Source organism: Sphingomonas sanguinis, from assembly GCF_019297835.1.
GTDB classification, from domain to species: Bacteria; Pseudomonadota; Alphaproteobacteria; order Sphingomonadales; family Sphingomonadaceae; genus Sphingomonas; species Sphingomonas sanguinis_D.
In genome coordinates this window covers 596745-615648 of record NZ_CP079203.1, presented here as the reverse complement: position 1 = coordinate 615648, position 18904 = coordinate 596745, and the positions used below count along the sequence as shown (strand labels likewise).

Annotated in this window: 16 protein-coding genes; 10 read left to right on the top strand and 6 right to left on the bottom strand. The window is 65.9% G+C overall.

Features of this window, described 5'->3' with window-relative positions:
* The first annotated feature begins 5 nt into the window (after positions 1-5).
* Together KV697_RS02600 and KV697_RS02595 are read left to right on the top strand one after the other, a co-directional pair.
* A complete protein-coding gene (locus KV697_RS02600) occupies positions 6-2174 on the top strand; it encodes an RNA degradosome polyphosphate kinase (RefSeq protein WP_219019983.1) in 2169 nt (722 codons plus the stop codon).
* Positions 2175-2191: 17 nt separating this feature from the next.
* Entirely contained in the window at positions 2192-3664 is a 1473-nt protein-coding gene (locus KV697_RS02595; protein ID WP_219019982.1) for a Ppx/GppA family phosphatase, read from the top strand.
* On the opposite strand, the gene KV697_RS02590 is transcribed toward KV697_RS02595, so the two are convergent.
* Positions 3651-3938, bottom strand: coding sequence for an I78 family peptidase inhibitor (locus KV697_RS02590; protein ID WP_219019981.1), 288 nt, complete (start codon positions 3936-3938; stop codon positions 3651-3653). The genes KV697_RS02595 and KV697_RS02590 overlap by 14 nt on opposite strands.
* The gene (rnd, locus tag KV697_RS02585) at positions 3935-5113 is read right to left on the bottom strand and encodes a ribonuclease D (protein ID WP_219019980.1); all 1179 of its coding nucleotides are present in this window, start codon (positions 5111-5113) and stop codon (positions 3935-3937) included. Before rnd ends, KV697_RS02590 begins: the two co-directional genes overlap by 4 nt.
* Before the next feature lie 138 nt (positions 5114-5251).
* Here rnd and aspS point away from each other — a divergent pair, with 138 nt between their 5' ends.
* Complete coding sequence (gene aspS / locus KV697_RS02580) at positions 5252-7066, top strand: aspartate--tRNA ligase (RefSeq protein ID WP_219021199.1); 1815 nt, start codon at positions 5252-5254, stop codon at positions 7064-7066.
* A gap of 95 nt (positions 7067-7161) precedes the next feature.
* Here the strand turns inward: aspS and KV697_RS02575 are convergent, their stop codons facing one another.
* Positions 7162-7812, bottom strand: a complete 651-nt coding sequence (locus tag KV697_RS02575) for a carbonic anhydrase (RefSeq protein ID WP_219019979.1) — start codon at positions 7810-7812, stop codon at positions 7162-7164.
* A 162-nt stretch (positions 7813-7974) separates the two neighbouring features.
* Here KV697_RS02575 and lipA point away from each other — a divergent pair, with 162 nt between their 5' ends.
* Together lipA and KV697_RS02565 are read left to right on the top strand one after the other, a co-directional pair.
* Complete coding sequence (lipA, locus tag KV697_RS02570; protein ID WP_219019978.1) at positions 7975-8898, top strand: lipoyl synthase; 924 nt, start codon at positions 7975-7977, stop codon at positions 8896-8898.
* Entirely contained in the window at positions 8898-9356 is a 459-nt protein-coding gene (locus tag KV697_RS02565) for a type II toxin-antitoxin system RatA family toxin (RefSeq protein ID WP_058744257.1), read from the top strand. The genes lipA and KV697_RS02565 overlap by 1 nt, the downstream gene beginning before the upstream one ends.
* Here the strand turns inward: KV697_RS02565 and KV697_RS02560 are convergent.
* Genes KV697_RS02560 through KV697_RS02550 form a run of 3 tightly spaced genes read right to left on the bottom strand, consistent with a single transcriptional unit; the run spans position 9317 to position 11500 of the window.
* Positions 9317-9817 (bottom strand): CinA family protein, encoded by a 501-nt coding sequence (locus KV697_RS02560; protein WP_219019977.1) that lies wholly within the window; start codon positions 9815-9817, stop codon positions 9317-9319. The genes KV697_RS02565 and KV697_RS02560 overlap by 40 nt on opposite strands.
* A gap of 1 nt (position 9818) precedes the next feature.
* A complete protein-coding gene (locus KV697_RS02555; RefSeq protein ID WP_219019976.1) occupies positions 9819-10343 on the bottom strand; it encodes a hypothetical protein in 525 nt (174 codons plus the stop codon).
* The gene (locus tag KV697_RS02550; protein WP_219019975.1) at positions 10340-11500 is read right to left on the bottom strand and encodes a bifunctional 2-C-methyl-D-erythritol 4-phosphate cytidylyltransferase/2-C-methyl-D-erythritol 2,4-cyclodiphosphate synthase; all 1161 of its coding nucleotides are present in this window, start codon (positions 11498-11500) and stop codon (positions 10340-10342) included. The genes KV697_RS02555 and KV697_RS02550 overlap by 4 nt, the downstream gene beginning before the upstream one ends.
* A 92-nt stretch (positions 11501-11592) precedes the next feature.
* Between KV697_RS02550 and dusB the strand changes: the two genes are divergently transcribed.
* The 5 genes from dusB (at position 11593) to ntrX (ending at position 18779) form a co-directional block, all read left to right on the top strand.
* Positions 11593-12594: a tRNA dihydrouridine synthase DusB gene (gene dusB, locus KV697_RS02545; RefSeq protein WP_219019974.1), complete on the top strand. Its 1002-nt coding sequence runs from the start codon at positions 11593-11595 to the stop codon at positions 12592-12594.
* Positions 12578-13645 carry a two-component system sensor histidine kinase NtrB gene (locus KV697_RS02540; RefSeq protein WP_219019973.1) on the top strand — a complete coding sequence of 356 codons (1068 nt, stop codon included), beginning with the start codon at positions 12578-12580 and terminating at the stop codon, positions 13643-13645. Before dusB ends, KV697_RS02540 begins: the two co-directional genes overlap by 17 nt.
* Positions 13642-15096: a nitrogen regulation protein NR(I) gene (gene ntrC / locus KV697_RS02535; RefSeq protein WP_219019972.1), complete on the top strand. Its 1455-nt coding sequence runs from the start codon at positions 13642-13644 to the stop codon at positions 15094-15096. Before KV697_RS02540 ends, ntrC begins: the two co-directional genes overlap by 4 nt.
* A gap of 121 nt (positions 15097-15217) precedes the next feature.
* A complete protein-coding gene (locus KV697_RS02530; protein WP_257575562.1) occupies positions 15218-17395 on the top strand; it encodes a sensor histidine kinase NtrY-like in 2178 nt (725 codons plus the stop codon).
* A 7-nt stretch (positions 17396-17402) separates the two neighbouring features.
* Complete coding sequence (gene ntrX / locus KV697_RS02525; protein WP_219019971.1) at positions 17403-18779, top strand: nitrogen assimilation response regulator NtrX; 1377 nt, start codon at positions 17403-17405, stop codon at positions 18777-18779.
* Positions 18780-18904: the final 125 nt, after the last annotated feature.

Genomic DNA, 18904 nt, shown 5'->3' with positions numbered 1-18904 from the left:
ACATGATGACCCGTCCTGCCCATATCGCGCAAATGTCCGAGCCGGACGACGACCATTTCGCAACGGAGCCGAACGGACGGTATTTCAATCGCGAACTCTCCTGGCTGGCGTTCAACCGCCGCGTGCTGGAGGAGGCATGTAATTCGGCGCATCCGCTGCTGGAGCGGCTGCGCTTCCTGTCGATCTCGGGATCGAACCTGGACGAATTCTTCATGGTCCGTGTGGCGGGCCTGAAGGGGCAGCAGGCGCAGGATGTCGAACAGCGATCGGTCGACGGCCTGACGCCCGGCCAGCAGCTGAGCGGCATCGTCGCCGAGGCGGATCGCCTGATGGCGAGCCAGCAGGAGGTCTGGGGCGACCTGCGCAACCTGCTGGACGAGGCGGGTGTCTTCGTCCTGCGGCGCGACGCGATCGACCAGGAGGCGAGCGCCTGGCTGGAAACGCATGTCCGTGAACAGATCTTCCCGATCCTGACCCCGCAGGCGCTCGACCCGGCCCATCCGTTCCCGTTCATTCCGAACAAGGGGCTGTCGATGATCTTCGACCTGACCCGCGTATCGGACAAGGCGCCGATCCGCGAGCTGGTGATGATCCCCGCGACCATGCCGCGCTTCGTCCGCTTGCCGGGCGAGGGTGCCCGTTATGTGTCGATCGAGACGATCCTCCGCCGCTTCTCGGGGCTGTTGTTCCCCGGCTATGTCGTCAATGGCGCCGCGACCTTCCGCGTGCTGCGCGACAGCGATATCGAGATCGAGGAAGAGGCGGAGGATCTGGTCCGCTATTTCGCCAATGCGATCAAGCGGCGGCGGCGTGGGCGGGTGATCCGGCTGGAGTTGGAAACGGGCATGCCCGACGAACTCGCCGACGTGCTGCGCGACGAGCTGGGCGGGGCCGATGCGATCATTACGGAAAGCGGCAATCTGCTAGGAATCGGCGACCTCACTATGTTGGTCGACGAGGATCGGCCCGACCTGAAATTTCCGCCTTATTCCCCGCGTTTCCCCGAGCGTATCCGCGAGTTCGCGGGCGACTGTTTTGCCGCGATCAAGGCCAAGGACATCGTCGTCCACCACCCTTACGAAACGTTCGAGGTGGTGATCGCCTTCCTGAAGCAGGCGGCGGCGGACCCCGATGTGGTGGCCATCAAGCAGACGCTCTACCGTGCGGGCAAACAGTCGGCGATCATCAACGCGCTGATTGCGGCCGCCGAGGCGGGCAAGTCCGTAACCGCGATCGTCGAGTTGAAGGCGCGGTTCGACGAGGAACAGAACCTCTATTGGGCGTCCGCGCTGGAGCGCGCGGGCGTTCAGGTCGTCTATGGCTTCATCGACTGGAAGACCCATGCCAAGGTGTCGATGGTCGTCCGGCGTGAAGGCAGCGATTTTCGCACCTACTGCCATTTTGGCACCGGAAATTATCATCCGATCACCGCGCGCATCTATACCGATCTCAGTTTCTTCACCGCCGATCCGCTGCTCGGGCGCGATGCGGCGCAGATGTTCAACTATATCACCGGCTATGTCGAACCGGTGGCGATGAACCGCGTCAGCCTTTCGCCCCGCGACCTGCGCCACAATCTGATGGCGCTGATCGACGCCGAGATCGCCCATGCGCGTGCCGGGCGGACCGGCAGCCTGTGGGCCAAGGTCAACTCGCTGGTCGATCCGCTAGTGATCGAGAAGCTCTACGAGGCGAGCGGTGCCGGGGTTGAGATCGACCTGATCGTGCGCGGTATCTGTTGCCTGCGGCCGGGGGTCGAGGGGCTGTCGGACAATATCCGGGTCAAGTCGGTCGTCGGTCGTTTCCTGGAGCATAGCCGCATCTGGGCCTTCGGCGACGGCAAGGCTCTGCCCCATGACGCGGCCAAGGTCTTCATCTCCTCGGCCGACTGGATGCCGCGCAACTTCGATCGGCGGGTCGAATATATGCTGCCGATCCTCAATCCCACCGTTCACGACCAGATCCTCGATCAGGTGATGGTCGCCAATCTGCTCGACAATGAACAGAGCTGGGAATTGGAGCCGGACGGCAGCTATGTCCGCGACACGCCGGGCGACCAGCGTCCCTTCAACCTGCATCGGTATTTCATGACCAATCCCTCGCTTTCGGGGCGCGGCGCCGCGCTCGACACCAGCAAGGCGGTGCCGACCCTCTCGCTCCGGCGGCAGCGTTGACGGGCGCGCGATAAGAGATGGCAGGCTCCCGCGCGCCGCGCACGGCGATCATCGATATCGGCTCCAACTCGGTCCGGCTGGTCGTCTATCAGGGCCCACCGCGCCTTCCCGCGATACTGTTCAATGAGAAGGTGATGGCGGGGTTGGGGCGCGGACTGGCCGCGACCGGGGCGATTGATCCGGCGTCGCTTGGCAAGGCTCAGGTCGCGCTGGCTCGTTTCGCCAGTCTTGCCCGCGAAATGGGGGTGACCACGCTCCGTACCGTCGCGACGGCGGCGGTGCGCGATGCGGCCAATGGCGGCGAGCTGATCGCCTGCGCCGAGTCGCTCGGGCTGGAGGTCGAACTCCTGTCCGGCGAACAGGAGGCCAAGGCGGCGGGGGAGGGGGTTCTCTCCGCCATTCCCGACGCCGACGGGATCGTCGGCGATCTGGGCGGGGGCAGCCTGGAACTGGTTCGTGTCCGGGACGGGGGCGTCGAGGACCGCGTCTCCTTCCCGCTTGGCGTATTGCGTATCCCCGCGCTGCGGGAAAAGGGCGGCAAAGCGTTCGAGCGACACATCGCTCGCCTGATCGAAGAGGCGGGCTGGGAAGGACGGGGAAGGGGGCTTCCCTTTTACATGGTCGGCGGGTCGTGGCGCGCATTGGCGCGCCTCGACATGACGTTGGCCAATTACCCCTTGCCGATCATCCATCATTACGAACTGACGCCGCTCGACATCCTGCGCCTGTCACGGACCATTCCCCATCTCAGCAAGGCCCGCCTCCGTGAGGTGAAGGGTCTGTCGTCCAGCCGGGCGGCGACGCTGACCGATGCGACCGCGCTGCTTAGCGTGCTGCTCAAGCATCTCGGCAGCAGCACGACCGTCGTATCCGCCTTTGGCCTGCGAGAAGGGCTTCTCTATGGCGGGCTGGACGCCAGGACCCGCGCGCTCGATCCGCTGATCGTTGCCGCGCGCGAGGAAGGGCGGCTGCTCGGGCGTTTCCCCGAACATGGCGATTTGCTGGAAAATTGGATCGCGCCACTGTTCGCAGGCGAAGCGGCGGCGGAAGCGCGGTTGCGCCATGCCGCTTGTCTTCTGGCCGATGTAGGTTGGCGGGCGAACCCGGAATTCCGCGCCGAGCGCGGGGTCGAGATCGCGCTTCACGGCAACTGGGTCGGCATCGATGCAGAGGCGCGGGCGATGCTGGCGCAGGCACTCCACACCAGCCTTGGCGGCGGCCTGGACGTGCCGTCGCCGCTCGCCGAACTGGCCAGCCCTGCACAGTTGAAGCTGGCGACCAGCTGGGGCCTGGCGATCCGGCTGGGCCAGCGGCTCAGCGGCGGGCTGGCCGGACCGCTGGAGCGGACGGGGCTCGTGCTGGACGACACCCGTCTCGGCCTGGAGATGCTGGAAGCAGACCGGGGCTTTTATGGCGAAGCGGTGGAGCGTCGCCATGCAACGCTCGCCACTGCCCTGGGCAAGACGCCGGTACGGCTTACCCGCACTTGAGCCGGACGACCTTGCCCTCGGCATCGGTTTCGATGTTGAGCCGGTCGGGTCGATAATCCATCGTCACGGCATCGCCCGGCGCGATGACCCGGAGGTCCTGCGCACCGGTGCGCTTCTGCGTCGGCGCGCGGAGCGCCTCGGTCCAGCGCTTGCCGATCAGGTCGGCCGCCTTGGCGTCACCGCATTCCGACCCATCGGTGAGTCCCTCGGCTTTCGGGGTCGTCATGCAGGCGGCGAGCGGCAGTAGGGTGAGGAGGACGGCCGGGCGGATCATGCCGCGTCCTCGGCGGTGCGGACCATCTTCAGCTTGCCGCCCTTGACGACGAAACCGGTGCGTCCCTCGACCAGATCGAGCGCATCGCGGCCGAATTGCTCGAAGCGCCAGCCGTCGAGCACCGACAGGCCCGAGCGGACACCCGCCGCCAGCATTTCCAGATCGTCGGCCCGCGCCAACAGGCGCGGCGCCACGTCGATGTCGCGGGCCCGGATCTTCAGCAGCAGCTTGAGCAGGTCGGCGACCAGCGCACCCTCGCGACCCAGACCCGGCTTGCGATCGTCGCGCGCGGGCAGTTCGTCGGCGCTCAGCGGCTCGGCGCCGTCGAGCGCATCCATCAGGCGCGCGCCGATATCGTTGCCCGCCCAGGTTGCCGACAATCCGCGTACCTTGGCGAGATCGGCCTGTTTGCGCGGCGGATGCCCGGCGAGGTCGGCCAGCGTCTCGTCCTTGACGATACGGCCGCGCGGCAGATCCTTGGCCTGCGCCTCCAACTCGCGCCAGCGGGCCAGCGCCTTCAACCGGCCGAGCATATCGGGCTTGCGGCCCGAGACGCGCACCCGCTTCCACGCCACGTCGGGGTCGTTGGCATAGTGGGCCGGATCGGCCAGCCGCTCCATCTCCTGATCCAGCCATGCGCCGCGTCCGGTCTTGCGCAACCGCTCAAGCATCTTGGGGAAGATCGCGGCCAGATGAGTGACATCGCCGATCGCATAATCGACCTGCCGCTGATCGAGCGGACGGCGCGACCAGTCGGTGAAACGCGCGCCCTTGTCGACCGTAATCCCCAGCCAGCTGTCGACGAGGTTGGAATAGCCGATCTGTTCGCCCTGGCCCAGCGCCATTGCCGCGATCTGCGTATCGAACAGCGGATGCGGGGTCTTGCCGGTCAGGTTATAGATGATCTCGATATCCTGCCCACCGGCGTGGAAGACCTTGAGCACCTGATCGTTGTTGACCAGCAGGTCGAGCAGCGGGGTCATGTCCAGCCCCGGCGCCTTGGGATCGATCGCGGCGGCCTCTTCGGTATCGGCGATCTGGATCAGGCAAAGCTCGGGCCAATAGGTGCTTTCCCGCATGAACTCGGTATCGACCATCACATAGTCGGCCTGCGAGAGACGGGCGCAGAGATTGGCGAGCGTGGCGCTGTCGGTAATCAACGGATGAACGTGCATCGTCTGCACATAGCTCGACGTACGCAGGTTGACAAAGAGGAACGCACGGGAGACCCGTTCGGGCACATTGGAGTTGACAAAAAGGGGGCGGGCGGGGAAGCGGCAGCACTTTCCCCAGACGTACAGAGAATGTCCGCCATGCACGCCTATCGTACCCACACCTGCGCCGCGTTGACTGCTGAGGCGGTCGGCGAGACGGTCCGCCTGTCCGGCTGGGTCCATCGCAAGCGCGATCATGGCGGCGTGCTGTTCGTCGATCTTCGCGACCATTACGGCATCACGCAGATCGTCGCCGACAGCGACACCCCCGCGCTCGCCATCCTGGAGAGCGTGCGGGTCGAATCGGTCGTGACGATCGACGGCGTGGTCAAGGCGCGCTCGGCGGGCACCGTCAACGCCAATCTGGCGACCGGCGAGATCGAGGTGTTCGCGCGCGGCGCGACCGTGTTGTCGGCGGCCGAGGAACTGCCGATGCCGGTGGCGGGCGAGCAGGAATATCCGGAGGATATCCGCCTGCGCTACCGCTTCCTCGACCTGCGTCGTGAGACGCTGCACGCCAATATCGTGCGCCGTACGCAAGTGATCTCCGACATGCGGCGTCGCATGGAAGCGGGCGGCTTCACCGAATATTCGACCCCGATCCTGACCGCGTCGTCGCCCGAGGGCGCGCGCGACTTCCTGGTGCCCAGCCGCATTCATCCGGGCAAGTTCTACGCGCTGCCCCAGGCGCCGCAGCAATATAAGCAGCTGCTGATGGTCGCTGGCTTCGACCGCTATTTCCAGATCGCACCCTGCTTCCGCGACGAGGATCCGCGCGCCGACCGCCTACCGGGCGAATTCTACCAGCTCGACCTGGAGATGAGCTTCGTCACCCAGGAAGAGGTGTGGGAGACGATGGAGCCGGTGATCGGCGGCATCTTCGAGAAGTTCGCCGATGGCCGCACCGTCACGCCGGTGGGTGAGTTCCCGCGCATTCCGTACTCTGAGTCGATGCTGAAGTACGGCAACGACAAGCCCGATCTGCGCAACCCGCTGATCATCACCGATGTCTCGGAACATTTCACGAGTTCGGGCTTCGGCCTGTTCGAGAAGATCGTCGGCTCGGGCGGCGTTGTCCGCGCCATCCCGGCGCCCAAGACCGCCGAGAAGAGCCGCAAGTTCTTCGACGAGATGAACGAATGGGCGCGCGCCGAGGGTCATGCGGGTCTGGGCTATGTCACCCGCAAGGGCGGCGAGTTCGGCGGCCCGATCGCCAAGAACCATGGCACCAAGGGCATGGAAGCGCTCTACGCCGCGCTGGGCCTCGGCTCGGATGACGGCCTGTTCTTCGCGGCGGGCAAGGCCGAGGCGGCCGCCAAGCTGGCAGGGCTCGCGCGCACCCGCGTCGCCGAGCAGCTCGGCCTGATCGAGGAGGGCGCGTTCCGCCTCTGCTGGATCGTCGACTTCCCCTTCTACGAATGGGACGAGGACGAGAAGAAGGTCGAGTTCGCGCACAACCCCTTCTCGATGCCGCAGGGTGGCATGGAAGCGCTGAACTCCGCCGATCCGCTGTCGCTCAAGGCCTATCAATATGATCTGGTCTGCAACGGCTTCGAGATCGCGTCGGGTTCGATCCGCAACCAGTCGCCGGAGCTGATGGTCGCCGCTTTCGAAAAGGTCGGGCTGTCCAAGGCGGATGTCGAGGAGCGGTTCGGCGGCCTCTATCGCGCCTTCCAGTATGGCGCGCCGCCGCACGGTGGCATGGCTGCGGGTGTCGACCGTATCGTCATGCTGATCTGCGGTGCCCAGAACCTGCGCGAAATCTCGCTGTTCCCGATGAACCAGCGCGCCGAGGATCTGTTGATGGGCGCGCCCAGCCTGCCCAGCAACAAGCAGATGCGCGAATTGTCGCTGCGTTCGACGGCGGAAGCCAAGAAGGATTTGGATCAGGTCGTCGCTTCGTCGGCGGGCTGATCCGCCGATCACAGGCCATGAAAAAAGGGCGGGCACCGGATACGGCGTCCGCCCTTTTCGTGTCTTGTCCGGGCCTGGGACCCGGACCGACTTCCTTACGCCGCGACCAAGGCCGAAGCGGCAGGCTTGAACTCGCCGCTCTCGTCCATCAGGTGCAGCACGCCATCGGCGATCGCAAAATAGGCGCCGCGCAGCGTCAGCTTGCCCGCTTCCTCCCGCTTGGTGACGAACGGGAAGGTGCGCAGGTTGGCAATCGAGGTGCGAACCGACTCAAGTTCCATCTCGCGCAACGCGTCGGGGCCATCGCCATGCTTGGCCACGACCTTCTCGCGCGCCTCGTCGAGCAGGCTCACCCAATCGGACACGAAGCCGCCTTCACCTTGGGGCGCATGGGCGAACCCCTGCGTCAGCGCCGCCTTGCAACCGCCGCATGCGCCGTGGCCCATGACCACGACATCGGTCACTTCCAGCTGCGTCACCGCGAATTCCAGCGCGGCCGACACGCCGTGATGACCGCCGCCCGTCTCGAACGGAGGGACCAGATTGGCGACGTTGCGCACGACGAAGATTTCGCCGGGCAGCGTGTCGAAAATTTGTGCCGGATCGACGCGGCTGTCCGAGCAGGCGATGACCATCACCTTGGGGCTCTGGCCTTCCTTCAACTCGGCCCAGCGGTCGCGCTGGCGACGCCAATCGGAGGTCCGAAAGCGCTGATAGCCATCCACGAGGTCGTTAAAGTCGGTCATTGCTCTCTCTTATCCACTTCAGGAAACCGTGCTGTAGCAGCGAACCCGAGCAGGGCCGTTTCGGTTCCATATCAAAGTATGTCTAACATCGCCATGTCACACATATAATGCCCTGCCTGCGAGGCATTGTGTCCGGCCCTGACCATCGCTATTTCGCGACCCATGAACGAGTTGACACCGTTGGCCGCGCCGGTGCGCGCGCGCAAGCCGGACTGGATCCGCGTCAAGGCCCCGACGAGCGCCGGTTTCGCCGCCACCCGCGAGCTGATGCGTGCCAAGAGCCTGACGACCGTTTGCGAAGAGGCGGCCTGCCCGAACATCGGGGAATGCTGGTCGAAGAAGCATGCGACCGTCATGATCCTGGGAGACACTTGCACTCGCGCCTGCGCCTTCTGCAACGTCAAGACCGGTATGCCGCGCAAGGTCGACGCGATGGAGCCGCAGAATGTCGCCGATGCCGCCGCCCAGATGGGGTTGAAGCATATCGTCGTCACCTCGGTCGATCGCGACGACTTGCCCGATGGCGGCGCGTCGCAGTTCGTGAAGGTGATCCAGGCGCTGCGCCGCACGACGCCGGACACGACCATCGAAATCCTGACGCCCGACTTCCGCAACAAGGCGCAGGCCGCGATCGAGTCGATCGTCGAAGCGCGCCCGGACGTCTATAATCACAATCTGGAGACGGTCCCCCGGCTCTATCCGACGATCCGGCCGGGCGCGCGCTATTATGCGTCGCTGCGCCTGCTGGAGAGCGTCAAGCGCCACGATCCGTCGATCTTCACCAAGTCGGGCGTCATGCTGGGCTTGGGCGAGGAGCGACTGGAGGTCCATCAGGTGATGGACGACATGCGATCGGCCGATATCGATTTCCTGACCATGGGCCAGTATCTCCAGCCAACCCCGCGCCATGCCAAGGTCGCCGAGTTCGTGACGCCCAAGGCGTTCGACGCCTATGCCGCCATTGCGCGTGCCAAGGGGTTCCTGCTGGTCGCCAGCTCGCCGCTGACCCGCTCCAGCTATCATGCGGGTGACGATTTCGAGCGGTTGCGGTCGGCGCGCGAGGCGAAGCTCGCAAGCGTTCGCTGATGCCCAAGCATAGCGAGACGCGGCATCTGCCCTATACGCCGGAGCAGATGTTCGATCTGGTCGCCGATGTCGCCCGCTACCCGGAGTTCCTGCCCTGGGTATCGGCGATGCGCGTCCGCTCGGACACGCCGACCGAGACGGTCGCCGACATGATCGTCGGTTTCAAGGGGCTGCGCGAGACCTTCACCAGCCGCGTCACCAAGGACCGGCCGGGATCGATCGATGTCGAATATCTCGATGGCCCGCTGAAGTATCTGCGCAACAACTGGCGTTTCCGCCCCGAGGAACAGGGATGCGCGGTCGACTTCACCGTCGACTTCGCGTTCAAGAACCGGGTGTTCGAGATGCTGGCGGGGCAGGTGTTCGGCACCGCGCTCCGCCGCATGATCGGCGCGTTCGAGGATCGCGCGGCCAAACTCTATGGCAGCAACAGCTCCAGCGCCAACAGCGCCGCCTGAAGCCGGATACCGCCGCGGCCGATATCGCCGAATTCATGGCGTTCGGCCTTCACATCCTCAGGGTCGCCGCCGCGTAGCGCCTGGGCGAAGACGACGGTCCCGACCGGCTTCTTCGCAGTGCCGCCACCCGGGCCCGCGACGCCGGTGATCGCGACCGCCACGTCCGCCTCGCTGGCCGCCAGCGCACCCTGCGCCATGCCCCAGGCCGTGGCGGTCGAGACGGCGCCGAACGTGTCGATCACCTCGGGGTTGACCTTTAGCAGGTTGATCTTGGCCTGATTGGAATAGGTCACGAACCCCGCCTCGACCACATCGGACGAACCGGGGATTTCGGTCAGCGCCGCCGCAACGAGGCCGCCGGTGCAACTTTCGGCCAGCGCCACGCGACGACCCGCCGCGCGGTTGGCGACGACGACGCGCTCGGCCAGATCGATCAGCTCGCGGGGAAGAAGAACGTCCATATCAGTTTCCGTTGGTGCAGAGCGGCAGGTCGGGCACGGCCACCTGCCGTCCGCGTGCCTTTTCGGTCTTGAGATATTGCAGCGCGGTCACGACCACGCCCGCCATGTTGCGCGGGGGCAGGGGGGCGAGCTGCGTCACGAGCCGGTCGATCGTCCCGCAATCCTCCAGACCGATGCGCCCGACGATGAATGGCACGAGGAGCGAAGTGAGCAACGGCCGGGCATAATCCGATTGCAGCAACGTATCGATCGCCGGATCGGACAGCTTGACGATCGCGGCCTTGGCGGCGGGCCACGCCTGATCGGCAGCACTTTCATATTTCGAGATCAGCGAGCCGCCGCCCCGGATCAGGCTGGTCGCGGGCAGGCGTGCGCCGCAGACCCGGCCCGTCTCGCGCAGAATGTCGGGCATGGCAACCAGCGTCATTGCCTCCGCCTCGGGCGCGGTGATGCAGGCGCGCTGCGCCGTCGCAACCTCGGGCGCGGCAAGCGCGGCGAGTGCGACGATCAGCCCCAGCCGCTTCATGCCGCCGCCCCGCCGGGCAGGCGAACGGTCGCCACCGCCTGGGTCGCGATCCCCTCGCCACGTCCGGTAAAGCCCAGCCGCTCGGTGGTCGTGGCCTTCAGGCTGACTCGGCTCTGGTCGATGTTCAGCAGCCCGGCGATCCGCTCCACCATGGCGGCGCGGTGCGGGCCGATCTTCGGCGCTTCGCAGATGATGGTCAGGTCGACGAAATCGATCCGGCCGCCCTTGTCGGCGATCAGCTTGGCGGCATGCGCGAGGAACTGGCCCGACTCGGCGCCTTTCCACTGCGGATCGCTGGGCGGGAAATGCGTGCCGATATCGCCCGCCGCGATCGTGCCGAGCAGCGCATCGGTCAGCGCGTGAAGCGCGACGTCCGCATCGCTATGTCCCGACAGACCCTGATGATGGGGGATGAGCACGCCGCCCAGCCACAATTCCTCGCCATCCTCAAGCCGATGGACGTCATAGCCCATCGCAGTCCGGGTTTCCCAGGTCAGACGCATATCGGCTCCGGTCATGTCGTCGGGATAGGTGATTTTCTCAAGCATCGCATCGCCCTGCACCAAAGCGACGCGCCCGCCAAGCCGTCGGACCATCTGTGCGTCGTCCGTAGCTTCCGCTTCGGCAGGCCAGGCGGCGTGCGCGGCGATCACGGCTTGCAAGTGGAAGCCCTGGGGCGTCTGGACGCGGACCACGCCGTCGCGGGGGACGGTCTCGCTCAGGGCATCGTCCAGGGACCGGGCGAGCGTGTCGGCGACGGGGAGGACGGGCATCGCGCCATCCGCTGATGCAAGCCCCGCCAGCACGCGATCGATAACGTCCGCCGACAGGAAAGGACGCGCGGCGTCGTGAATCAGCACCTGCGTCACGCCCTCCAGAGCCAGATGGCGCAAGCCGCGCGCCACCGACTCGCGGCGACTGGCTCCGCCCGCCTCGACCCATGCGTCGGGCAGGACCGAACGGGCGTGATCGATCTTCTCCTCCGCCACCACCGTCAGCACCGTGTCGATCGCCGGATGCGAGGCGAAGGCCGCGTGGCTCCAGCTGAGCATCGGTCGTCCGCCCAGATCGCGAAACTGCTTCGGCACATCGCCACCCATGCGGGAACCCCCGCCCGCCGCGACGATCAGGGCGGCGATCTTTCCATTCTGGCTCATGCGCTTCGCCTAGCGGCTTTTGAGGCTCCTCGCCAATCTTGCCTTTGCGGCGCCATTCCCCTATGGCGATTGCTTAATTTTCAGGCAGTATGATGCGTAATCTCGCCCCCATTCAGGTCGGTCCGGTGACGATCGACAGCCCCGTCGTGCTGGCGCCGATGACCGGCGTCACCGACATGCCGTTCCGCACGCTCGTCCGCCGCTATGGCTCGGGGTTGAACGTCACGGAGATGATCGCCAGCCAGGCCGCGATCCGCGAAACGCGTCAGTCGATCCAGAAGGCCGCCTGGCACCCGCTGGAAGAGCCGGTGTCGATGCAGCTGGTCGGCTGCACCCCCTACGAAATGGGCGAGGCGGCCAAGCTGAATGCCGATCGCGGCGCGGCGATCATCGACATCAACATGGGCTGTCCGGTGCGCAAGGTCGTCAACGGCGATGCGGGCTCGGCGCTGATGCGCGACCTGAAGCTGGCTTCGGCGATCATCGAGGCGACCGTCAAGGCGGTCGATGTGCCGGTCACGCTGAAGATGCGGATGGGCTGGTGCCATGACAGCCTGAACGCTCCCGAACTGGCGCGCATCGCCGAGGATATCGGGGTCAAGATGATCACCGTCCATGGCCGCACCCGCAACCAGATGTACAAGGGCAGCGCCGACTGGGCGTTCATCCGCAACGTCAAGGACGCGGTGTCGATCCCGGTGATCGCCAATGGCGACATCTGCTCGATCGACGATGCCGAGGCTGCGCTCGACCAGTCGGGCGCGGACGGCGTCATGATCGGGCGCGGCGCCTATGGCCGCCCCTGGCTACTGGGGCAGGTGATGCACTGGTTCGCGACCGGCGAGCGTCGCGCAGATCCGGCCCTGGACGAGCAATATCGCGCCGTGACCGAGCATTACGATGCGATGCTAGACCATTATGGCACCGAGACCGGCGTCAACATGGCCCGCAAGCATATCGGCTGGTACACGCGCGGGCTGCATGGCTCGGCCGAGTTCCGCAATACGGTGAACCACGAAGCCAGCGCCGAGCGGGTCAAGGCGATGCTGTACGACTTCTACATGCCGCAGATCGAGCTTGCAGCGGCGGCCTGACACGGGCGGACACGGCAGACCCGGCTTCGGCGCCCTGTTCGCCGCGCTGCCGGTCGCCGTGGTCGTGGTCGATCCCGACGATCGTATTGCTCATGCCAATGGCCTGGCCGAACAGTTGCTCAACCTGTCCGAGCGGTTGATGACCGGACAGCCGCTGGCCGCGATCCTGCCACCCCCGGACGCGCCGCGCAGTCGCGACGGCCATGGTTTCGCCGTGTACGACACGGTGATCGCCACGCCGCACGGCCCGAAGATCCGGGTCGATTTCGTCGAGGCGCAGGTACCCGATCATCCCGGCTGGCGCGCGATCACGCTGCACAGCGCAGGCCCCTCGCGACGGCTGGCCCATGCCTCTGACCGTAGCGCGGGGGCACGGGCGGCTGTGGGGGCGGCGGCGATGCTGGCGCATGAGATCAAGAACCCGCTTTCCGGCATCCGGGGCGCGGCACAGCTGCTGAACGGCGGCGAACTGACCACGCTCATCACCACCGAGGTCGACCGGATCGCCGCGCTGATCGACCGGATGCAGGATTTCAGCGATACCCGGCCGCTGCCGCTGGCGTCGGAGAATATCTATCCGCTGCTCGGGCATGCGCGCGGCGTCGCGCTGGCGGGTTTTGCCCGGGGTATTCCCATCGAGGAGCGGTTCGACCCCTCGCTGCCCCCGGCCCGGATCAATCGCGACGCGCTGCTCCAGATCGTCATCAACCTTCTGAAGAACGCCCGCGAGGCGGTTCGCGCGGTGCGCAGCCCGCACATCATCCTCACCACCGCCTATCGCCATGGCATGTCGGTCAGCGCAGGTGAGGGGCAGCCCCGCCTGCCGCTGCCGATCGAAATCTGCGTGATCGACAATGGCCCCGGCGCACCTTCGGATATTGCCGATCATCTGTTCGATCCGTTCGTGTCGGGCCGCCGCGAGGGGCAGGGGCTTGGCCTGGCGCTCGTCGACAAGCTCGTTCGCGATATGAACGGGATCATCCAATATGCCAGGGAGGGTACGCCGGAAATGACCGTCCTCCGCCTGCTACTGCCGAGAGCCCATCCATGAGCCACGTTCTCGTCGTCGATGACGATGCCGCGATCCGTACTGTCGTAGGCCAGGCCTTGCGCCGGGCCGGGCATGAGGTGACGTCGGTCGAAACGCTGGCGCGGCTGGATCGCATCCTGGCGGGCGGTGCGCCCGACGTGCTGGTCACGGACGTCATTCTGCCCGACGGCGACGGCATCGACCATATCCGCGGAGTCGCCGAACGGTTTCCCGCCCTGCCTATCATCGTTCTCTCGGCGCAAAACACCTTGACCACCGCCGTCCGCGCGGCCGAAGTCGGCGCCTATGAGTATCTCCCCAAGCCCTTCGATCTCGACGCTCTGACTCATGCGGTCGCGGGGGCGCTGGCGCGACGCGGCGTGCTGGTCGAGGACGGACTGGGCGAGGACGACCGCGCGCTGCCGCTGATCGGGCGATCCCAGGCTATGCAGGGCGTATACCGCGTGATCGCCCGCGTGGTCTCGACCGATCTGACCGTTCTCGTCTCTGGCGAATCGGGTACGGGCAAGGAGCTGGTCGCCCGCGCCATCCACGATCTCGGCCCTCGCCGCGCCGCGCCCTTCGTCGCGCTGAACATGGCGGCCATTCCTCGCGAATTGATCGAGGCCGAGCTGTTCGGCCACGAACGCGGCGCCTTTACCGGCGCGGCCCAGCGTAATGCGGGCCGGTTCGAGCAGGCGGCGGGCGGCACATTGTTTCTGGACGAGATCGGCGACATGCCGATGGAGGCGCAGACCCGGCTGCTACGCGTCCTGCAATCGGGCGAGTTCACCACGGTCGGCGGCGCGCGGACGATCCGCACCGATGTCCGCATTGTCGCGGCGACCAACCGCGATCTCAGCCAGCAGGTCGCCTCCGGCCAGTTTCGCGAGGATTTGTTCTACCGCCTGAATGTGGTGCCGATCGCCTTGCCAGCCCTGCGCGAACGGCGGCAGGATATTCCGCTGCTCGCCCGGCATTTCCTGGAGAACGCCGCGCTGCAAGGTCTGCCCAAGCGCCGGATCGACAGCCATGCGCTTGATGTGCTGGTCACGCATGACTGGCCGGGGAACGTCCGAGAGCTGGAAAATATGATGCGTCGTCTTGCCGTGCTGGCGCGCGACGAAATCATCGATGCCCAGGCGGTGCGGACCATGCTGGGCGAGGCGCGATCTTCGCTGCCGCCGATCGGGGCGGCCGCTGCCGATGGCGATTTGTCGGCGGCGGTGCGCGCCTATATCGCGCGGCTCGCCATGGCACATCCGACGGCGTTGGATGACGGCACCCTTTATGATCGGATCATCGGCGAGGTCGAGCGACCGTTGATCGAAGCAATGCTCGCGCGCCATGGCGGCAACCAGCTTCGTGCCGCCCGCGCCATGGGGATCAATCGCAACACGTTGCGCAAGCGGCTCGATACGCTGAACATCCCTGTCAATGGTGATGAAGAGAATGGCGAGGCGTTGACATAATTTTCACGAATTGTGGCTTGCAGGACACGCTTCACGTTGTACGATTGCAACGATGTTGGCGTCCGTGTTGCCCACTAAACCTGCCGAAGGGCCGCGCTCTCGCTTCGCGGTCACTCCGGTTATGGAACTTGCGGTCGTCCTCGGAGCGGCCGCGATCGCGGTCGGCACCTATGTCTATATCGCCAGCCGCCATGATGCGCAGGGGCTGATCGCGCCACCGGTCATGGCGGGGTTGCTGGCGCTCAATCTGGTGCCGGGCGTCCTGTTGCTGATGCTGCTCGGACGGCGGGTGGCGATGCGGCGCGCGGCGAAATCCCCGGTCGGTGGCGGCGGGCGGCTGCATGTCCGGCTGGTCGCGCTGTTCTCGCTGACCGCGAGCGTGCCGATCCTGCTGACGGTCGTCACCGCCTCCGTGCTGTTCCAGTCGTCGGCCGAGTTCTGGATTTCCGACCGCGCGCGCAAGGCGTTCGGCGACGCGATGGACATTGCGCGCCAGTCGCAGCAGCAGATCATCAAGCGCTGGGTCGATACGGGCCGCGCCATGTCGCAGGACCTCGGGCGCAATCTGCCCGCGCTGCGTGAGAACCGGCGGGATTTCCACGATTATCTCGTGCAGCAGACGGTCGTCCGCGACACGGTCGAGTCTGTTCTCTTCTCTTACGACCCCAAGCAAGGGTTCAAGTTCTACGACTTCTTCAACCAGCCATCGGACACGACGTTCCGCGAGTTGGTGACGCCGGAAATGATCCAGCAGGCGAGCAAATTGAGCCGTCCCGAGGTCGGCATCAACGAGCAGCGCGTCTGGGTGGTCACGCCCTTGCCCGAGGGCAACGGCCTGATGCTTTATATCGGTACGCCGGTGAATGCAGAGTTCCTCAGCAAGCAGCATTTCGCGGCCGAAGACGTCTTTGACGACTATCGCGCGTTGCAGGGGCGGGCGCGGTCGCTTCAGTTGAAATTCAATCTCGTCCTGTTCGCGATCGCGCTGTTGATCGTCGGTATCGCGGTCTGGATCGCGCTGGCCGTGGCGGATCGGCTCGTCCGTCCGGTCGGTGAATTGGTCGACGCGGCGCGACGGATCGCGGGCGGCGACCTGACGGCACGCGTGCCCGATCCCAGAACCCGTGACGAGGTCGGCACGCTCGCCAATGCCTTCAACCAGATGACCGGCCAGCTGGAACGGCAGAACACCGAACTGGTCACGGCAAACGCCCAGCTCAACAACCGGCGCGCGCTGATCGAAGCAGTGATGGCGGGCGTCTCCGCCGGTGTCGTGGCCGTCGACCGCGATCGGCAGGTGCGGATCGCCAACAATTCCGCCGATCTTCTTCTTGGGGCCGATCAGGGCGGATTGGTGGGCCGCAAGCTGGGCGAGGTCGCGCCCGAGCTGGACGAACTGCTCGACCAAGGACGGCGCGAAGCCACAGTGCAGGTGGAACTGAATGGCGACATGCGCACGCTGGCGGTACGGATTGCCCAGACCGGCGACGGCCCCATTCTAACCTTCGACGACATCACCCAGCAATTGCTCGACCAGCGACGTGCCGCCTGGTCGGACGTCGCGCGGCGCATCGCGCATGAGATCAAGAACCCGCTGACCCCGATCCAGCTTGCCGCCGAACGGCTCCAGCGTCGTTATGGCAAGGTCATCGGACCGGAGGATCCCACCTTTGGCCGACTGACCGAGACGATCGTACGTCAGGTCGGCGACCTGCGGCGGATGGTCGACGAATTCTCGTCCTTCGCGCGGATGCCCAAGCCCGTGTTTCGCGAAGAGGCGATCGCCGATATCTGCGCCCAGGCAATGTTCCTGCACGAGGTCGCACACCCCGAAATACGCTTCCAGCTCGATCAGGAAGAACCCGCTCCCACGCTGGTCTGCGATCGCCGCCAGATGAGCCAGGCACTGACCAACATCGTCAAGAATGCCGTGGAAGCCATTGAATCCCGGTCCGAAGGCATGGCGGGGGGCGAGGTCGTGATGACGGTCGGCCAGCAGGGTGGCATGGTCACCATTACCGTGACCGACAACGGCATCGGCCTGCCGCCCGAGCGTGACCGTATCATCGAACCCTATATGACGACACGCGCCCGCGGCACCGGCCTGGGCCTCGCCATCGTCAACAAGATCATTGCGGAACATGCCGGCACGATCGGCTTTTCCGACAATCCCACCGGCGGCACTATCGTCTCGATGATGTTCGACGCCGGTGCCCTGGCGGCGCTGGACCATGGGGGCGCCGAACCCGAACTGGCTGGGGAGGGCCAGCTCACCGCTTTGACTCGTACCCGGACGTAAAAAGATCATGGCTTTGGACATCCTCGTCGTCGACGACGAACTCGATATCCGCGAACTCGTCGCGGGCGTGCTGGAGGACGAGGGCTATGACGCCCGCGTCGCGGCCGACAGCGACTCCGCGCTTGAGGCGATGGCGGCGCGTCGGCCGTCGCTTGTCTTGCTCGACGTGTGGCTCCAGGGGTCGAAGCTCGACGGACTGGAATTGCTCGACGAGATCAAGCGGCGCGATCCCTCGATCCCCGTGCTGGTCATATCGGGGCATGGCAATCTGGACACCGCCGTCGCCGCGATCCGCAAGGGTGCGGCCGATTTCATCGAGAAGCCCTTCGAGGCCGAACGCCTGCTGCTGATGGTGGCGCGAGCGACCGAGACCGAGCGACTGCGGCGCGAAAACGCCTCGCTCCGCGCCTCAGCTGGGCGTGAGACGGACCTGACCGGATCATCAAGCGCGATCAACGGCATCCGCGCCACCCTGAAGCGCGTCGCGGCGACCGGCAGTCGCGTTCTTATCATGGGTTCGGCGGGCGTCGGCAAGGAAGTCGCGGCGCGCCTGCTCCACGGCTGGAGCAACCGCGCCGACGCGCCGTTCGTGGTCGTCAGCGCGGCGCGCATGACACCCGAGCGAGTCGAGGAAGAACTGTTCGGCGTGGAGGAGGGGGGGGACCTCGTCCGCACCGGGCTGCTGGAACAGGCGCATGGCGGCACGCTTTTTCTGGACGAAATCGCGGACATGCCTATCGCGACTCAGGCGCGTATCCTGCGCGTCCTGACGGATCAGAGCTTTACCCGCGTCGGGGGCACCCGCGTCGTCAAGGTGGACGTGCGTGTCGTGTCGGCCACCGCGCGCGACCTGACGCAGGAAATCGCGGAAGGGCGGTTCCGCGAAGACCTGTATTACCGCCTGAACGTCGTGCCCGTGACCATCCCCTCGCTGGCGGAACGGCGTGAGGACATTCCGCCGCTGGTCGAGCATTTCATGGCGCACTACGCGACGGAGCGACGCGTCCGCACGCCCGAGATCGCCCCTGACGCCATGGTCGCGATGCAATCCTATGACTGGCCGGGCAATGTCCGCCAGCTGCGCAACGTCGTCGAGCGGACGATCATCCTGGCGCCGGGCGACCGGGTGGGGCGGATCGACCTGGACCTGCTGCCCGCTGAGGTGCTGGGCGAGGGGGCCGATATGGGTGGCGGCGGGGCGACCGCGATCATGGGAGCGCCTTTGCGGGAAGCGCGCGAAAGCTGGGAACGCGAATATTTGCGCGTCCAGATCAGACGTTTTTCCGGCAATATCTCGCGGACCGCGAGCTTCATCGGGATGGAGCGCTCCGCGCTTCATCGTAAGCTTAAGCTGCTCGGCATCAGCGAAACGCGAGAGGATTGATGGACGAACGAGCACGGCCTCTGGACGAACGCCCGTCGAGACCATAGATATCGGACGCGCCCGGCACACGGGCGCAATTCCGACGCCGGGAAACGGCGCTACTCGCGGGCACGGACCCGCCAAGA

What these genes read in the sequence shown, in the direction of transcription:
- KV697_RS02600 (WP_219019983.1), top strand. Translation starts at nt 6, where the DNA reads ATGACCCGTCCTGCCCATATCGCGCAAATGTCCGAGCCGGACGACGAC.
- KV697_RS02595 (WP_219019982.1), top strand. Translation starts at nt 2,192, where the DNA reads ATGGCAGGCTCCCGCGCGCCGCGCACGGCGATCATCGATATCGGCTCC.
- KV697_RS02590 (WP_219019981.1), bottom strand. Translation starts at nt 3,938, where the DNA reads ATGATCCGCCCGGCCGTCCTCCTCACCCTACTGCCGCTCGCCGCCTGC.
- rnd (WP_219019980.1), bottom strand. Translation starts at nt 5,113, where the DNA reads ATGCACGTTCATCCGTTGATTACCGACAGCGCCACGCTCGCCAATCTC.
- aspS (WP_219021199.1), top strand. Translation starts at nt 5,252, where the DNA reads ATGCACGCCTATCGTACCCACACCTGCGCCGCGTTGACTGCTGAGGCG.
- KV697_RS02575 (WP_219019979.1), bottom strand. Translation starts at nt 7,812, where the DNA reads ATGACCGACTTTAACGACCTCGTGGATGGCTATCAGCGCTTTCGGACC.
- lipA (WP_219019978.1), top strand. Translation starts at nt 7,975, where the DNA reads ATGAACGAGTTGACACCGTTGGCCGCGCCGGTGCGCGCGCGCAAGCCG.
- KV697_RS02565 (WP_058744257.1), top strand. Translation starts at nt 8,898, where the DNA reads ATGCCCAAGCATAGCGAGACGCGGCATCTGCCCTATACGCCGGAGCAG.
- KV697_RS02560 (WP_219019977.1), bottom strand. Translation starts at nt 9,817, where the DNA reads ATGGACGTTCTTCTTCCCCGCGAGCTGATCGATCTGGCCGAGCGCGTC.
- KV697_RS02555 (WP_219019976.1), bottom strand. Translation starts at nt 10,343, where the DNA reads ATGAAGCGGCTGGGGCTGATCGTCGCACTCGCCGCGCTTGCCGCGCCC.
- KV697_RS02550 (WP_219019975.1), bottom strand. Translation starts at nt 11,500, where the DNA reads ATGAGCCAGAATGGAAAGATCGCCGCCCTGATCGTCGCGGCGGGCGGG.
- dusB (WP_219019974.1), top strand. Translation starts at nt 11,593, where the DNA reads ATGCGTAATCTCGCCCCCATTCAGGTCGGTCCGGTGACGATCGACAGC.
- ntrC (WP_219019972.1), top strand. Translation starts at nt 13,642, where the DNA reads ATGAGCCACGTTCTCGTCGTCGATGACGATGCCGCGATCCGTACTGTC.
- KV697_RS02530 (WP_257575562.1), top strand. Translation starts at nt 15,218, where the DNA reads ATGGAACTTGCGGTCGTCCTCGGAGCGGCCGCGATCGCGGTCGGCACC.
- ntrX (WP_219019971.1), top strand. Translation starts at nt 17,403, where the DNA reads ATGGCTTTGGACATCCTCGTCGTCGACGACGAACTCGATATCCGCGAA.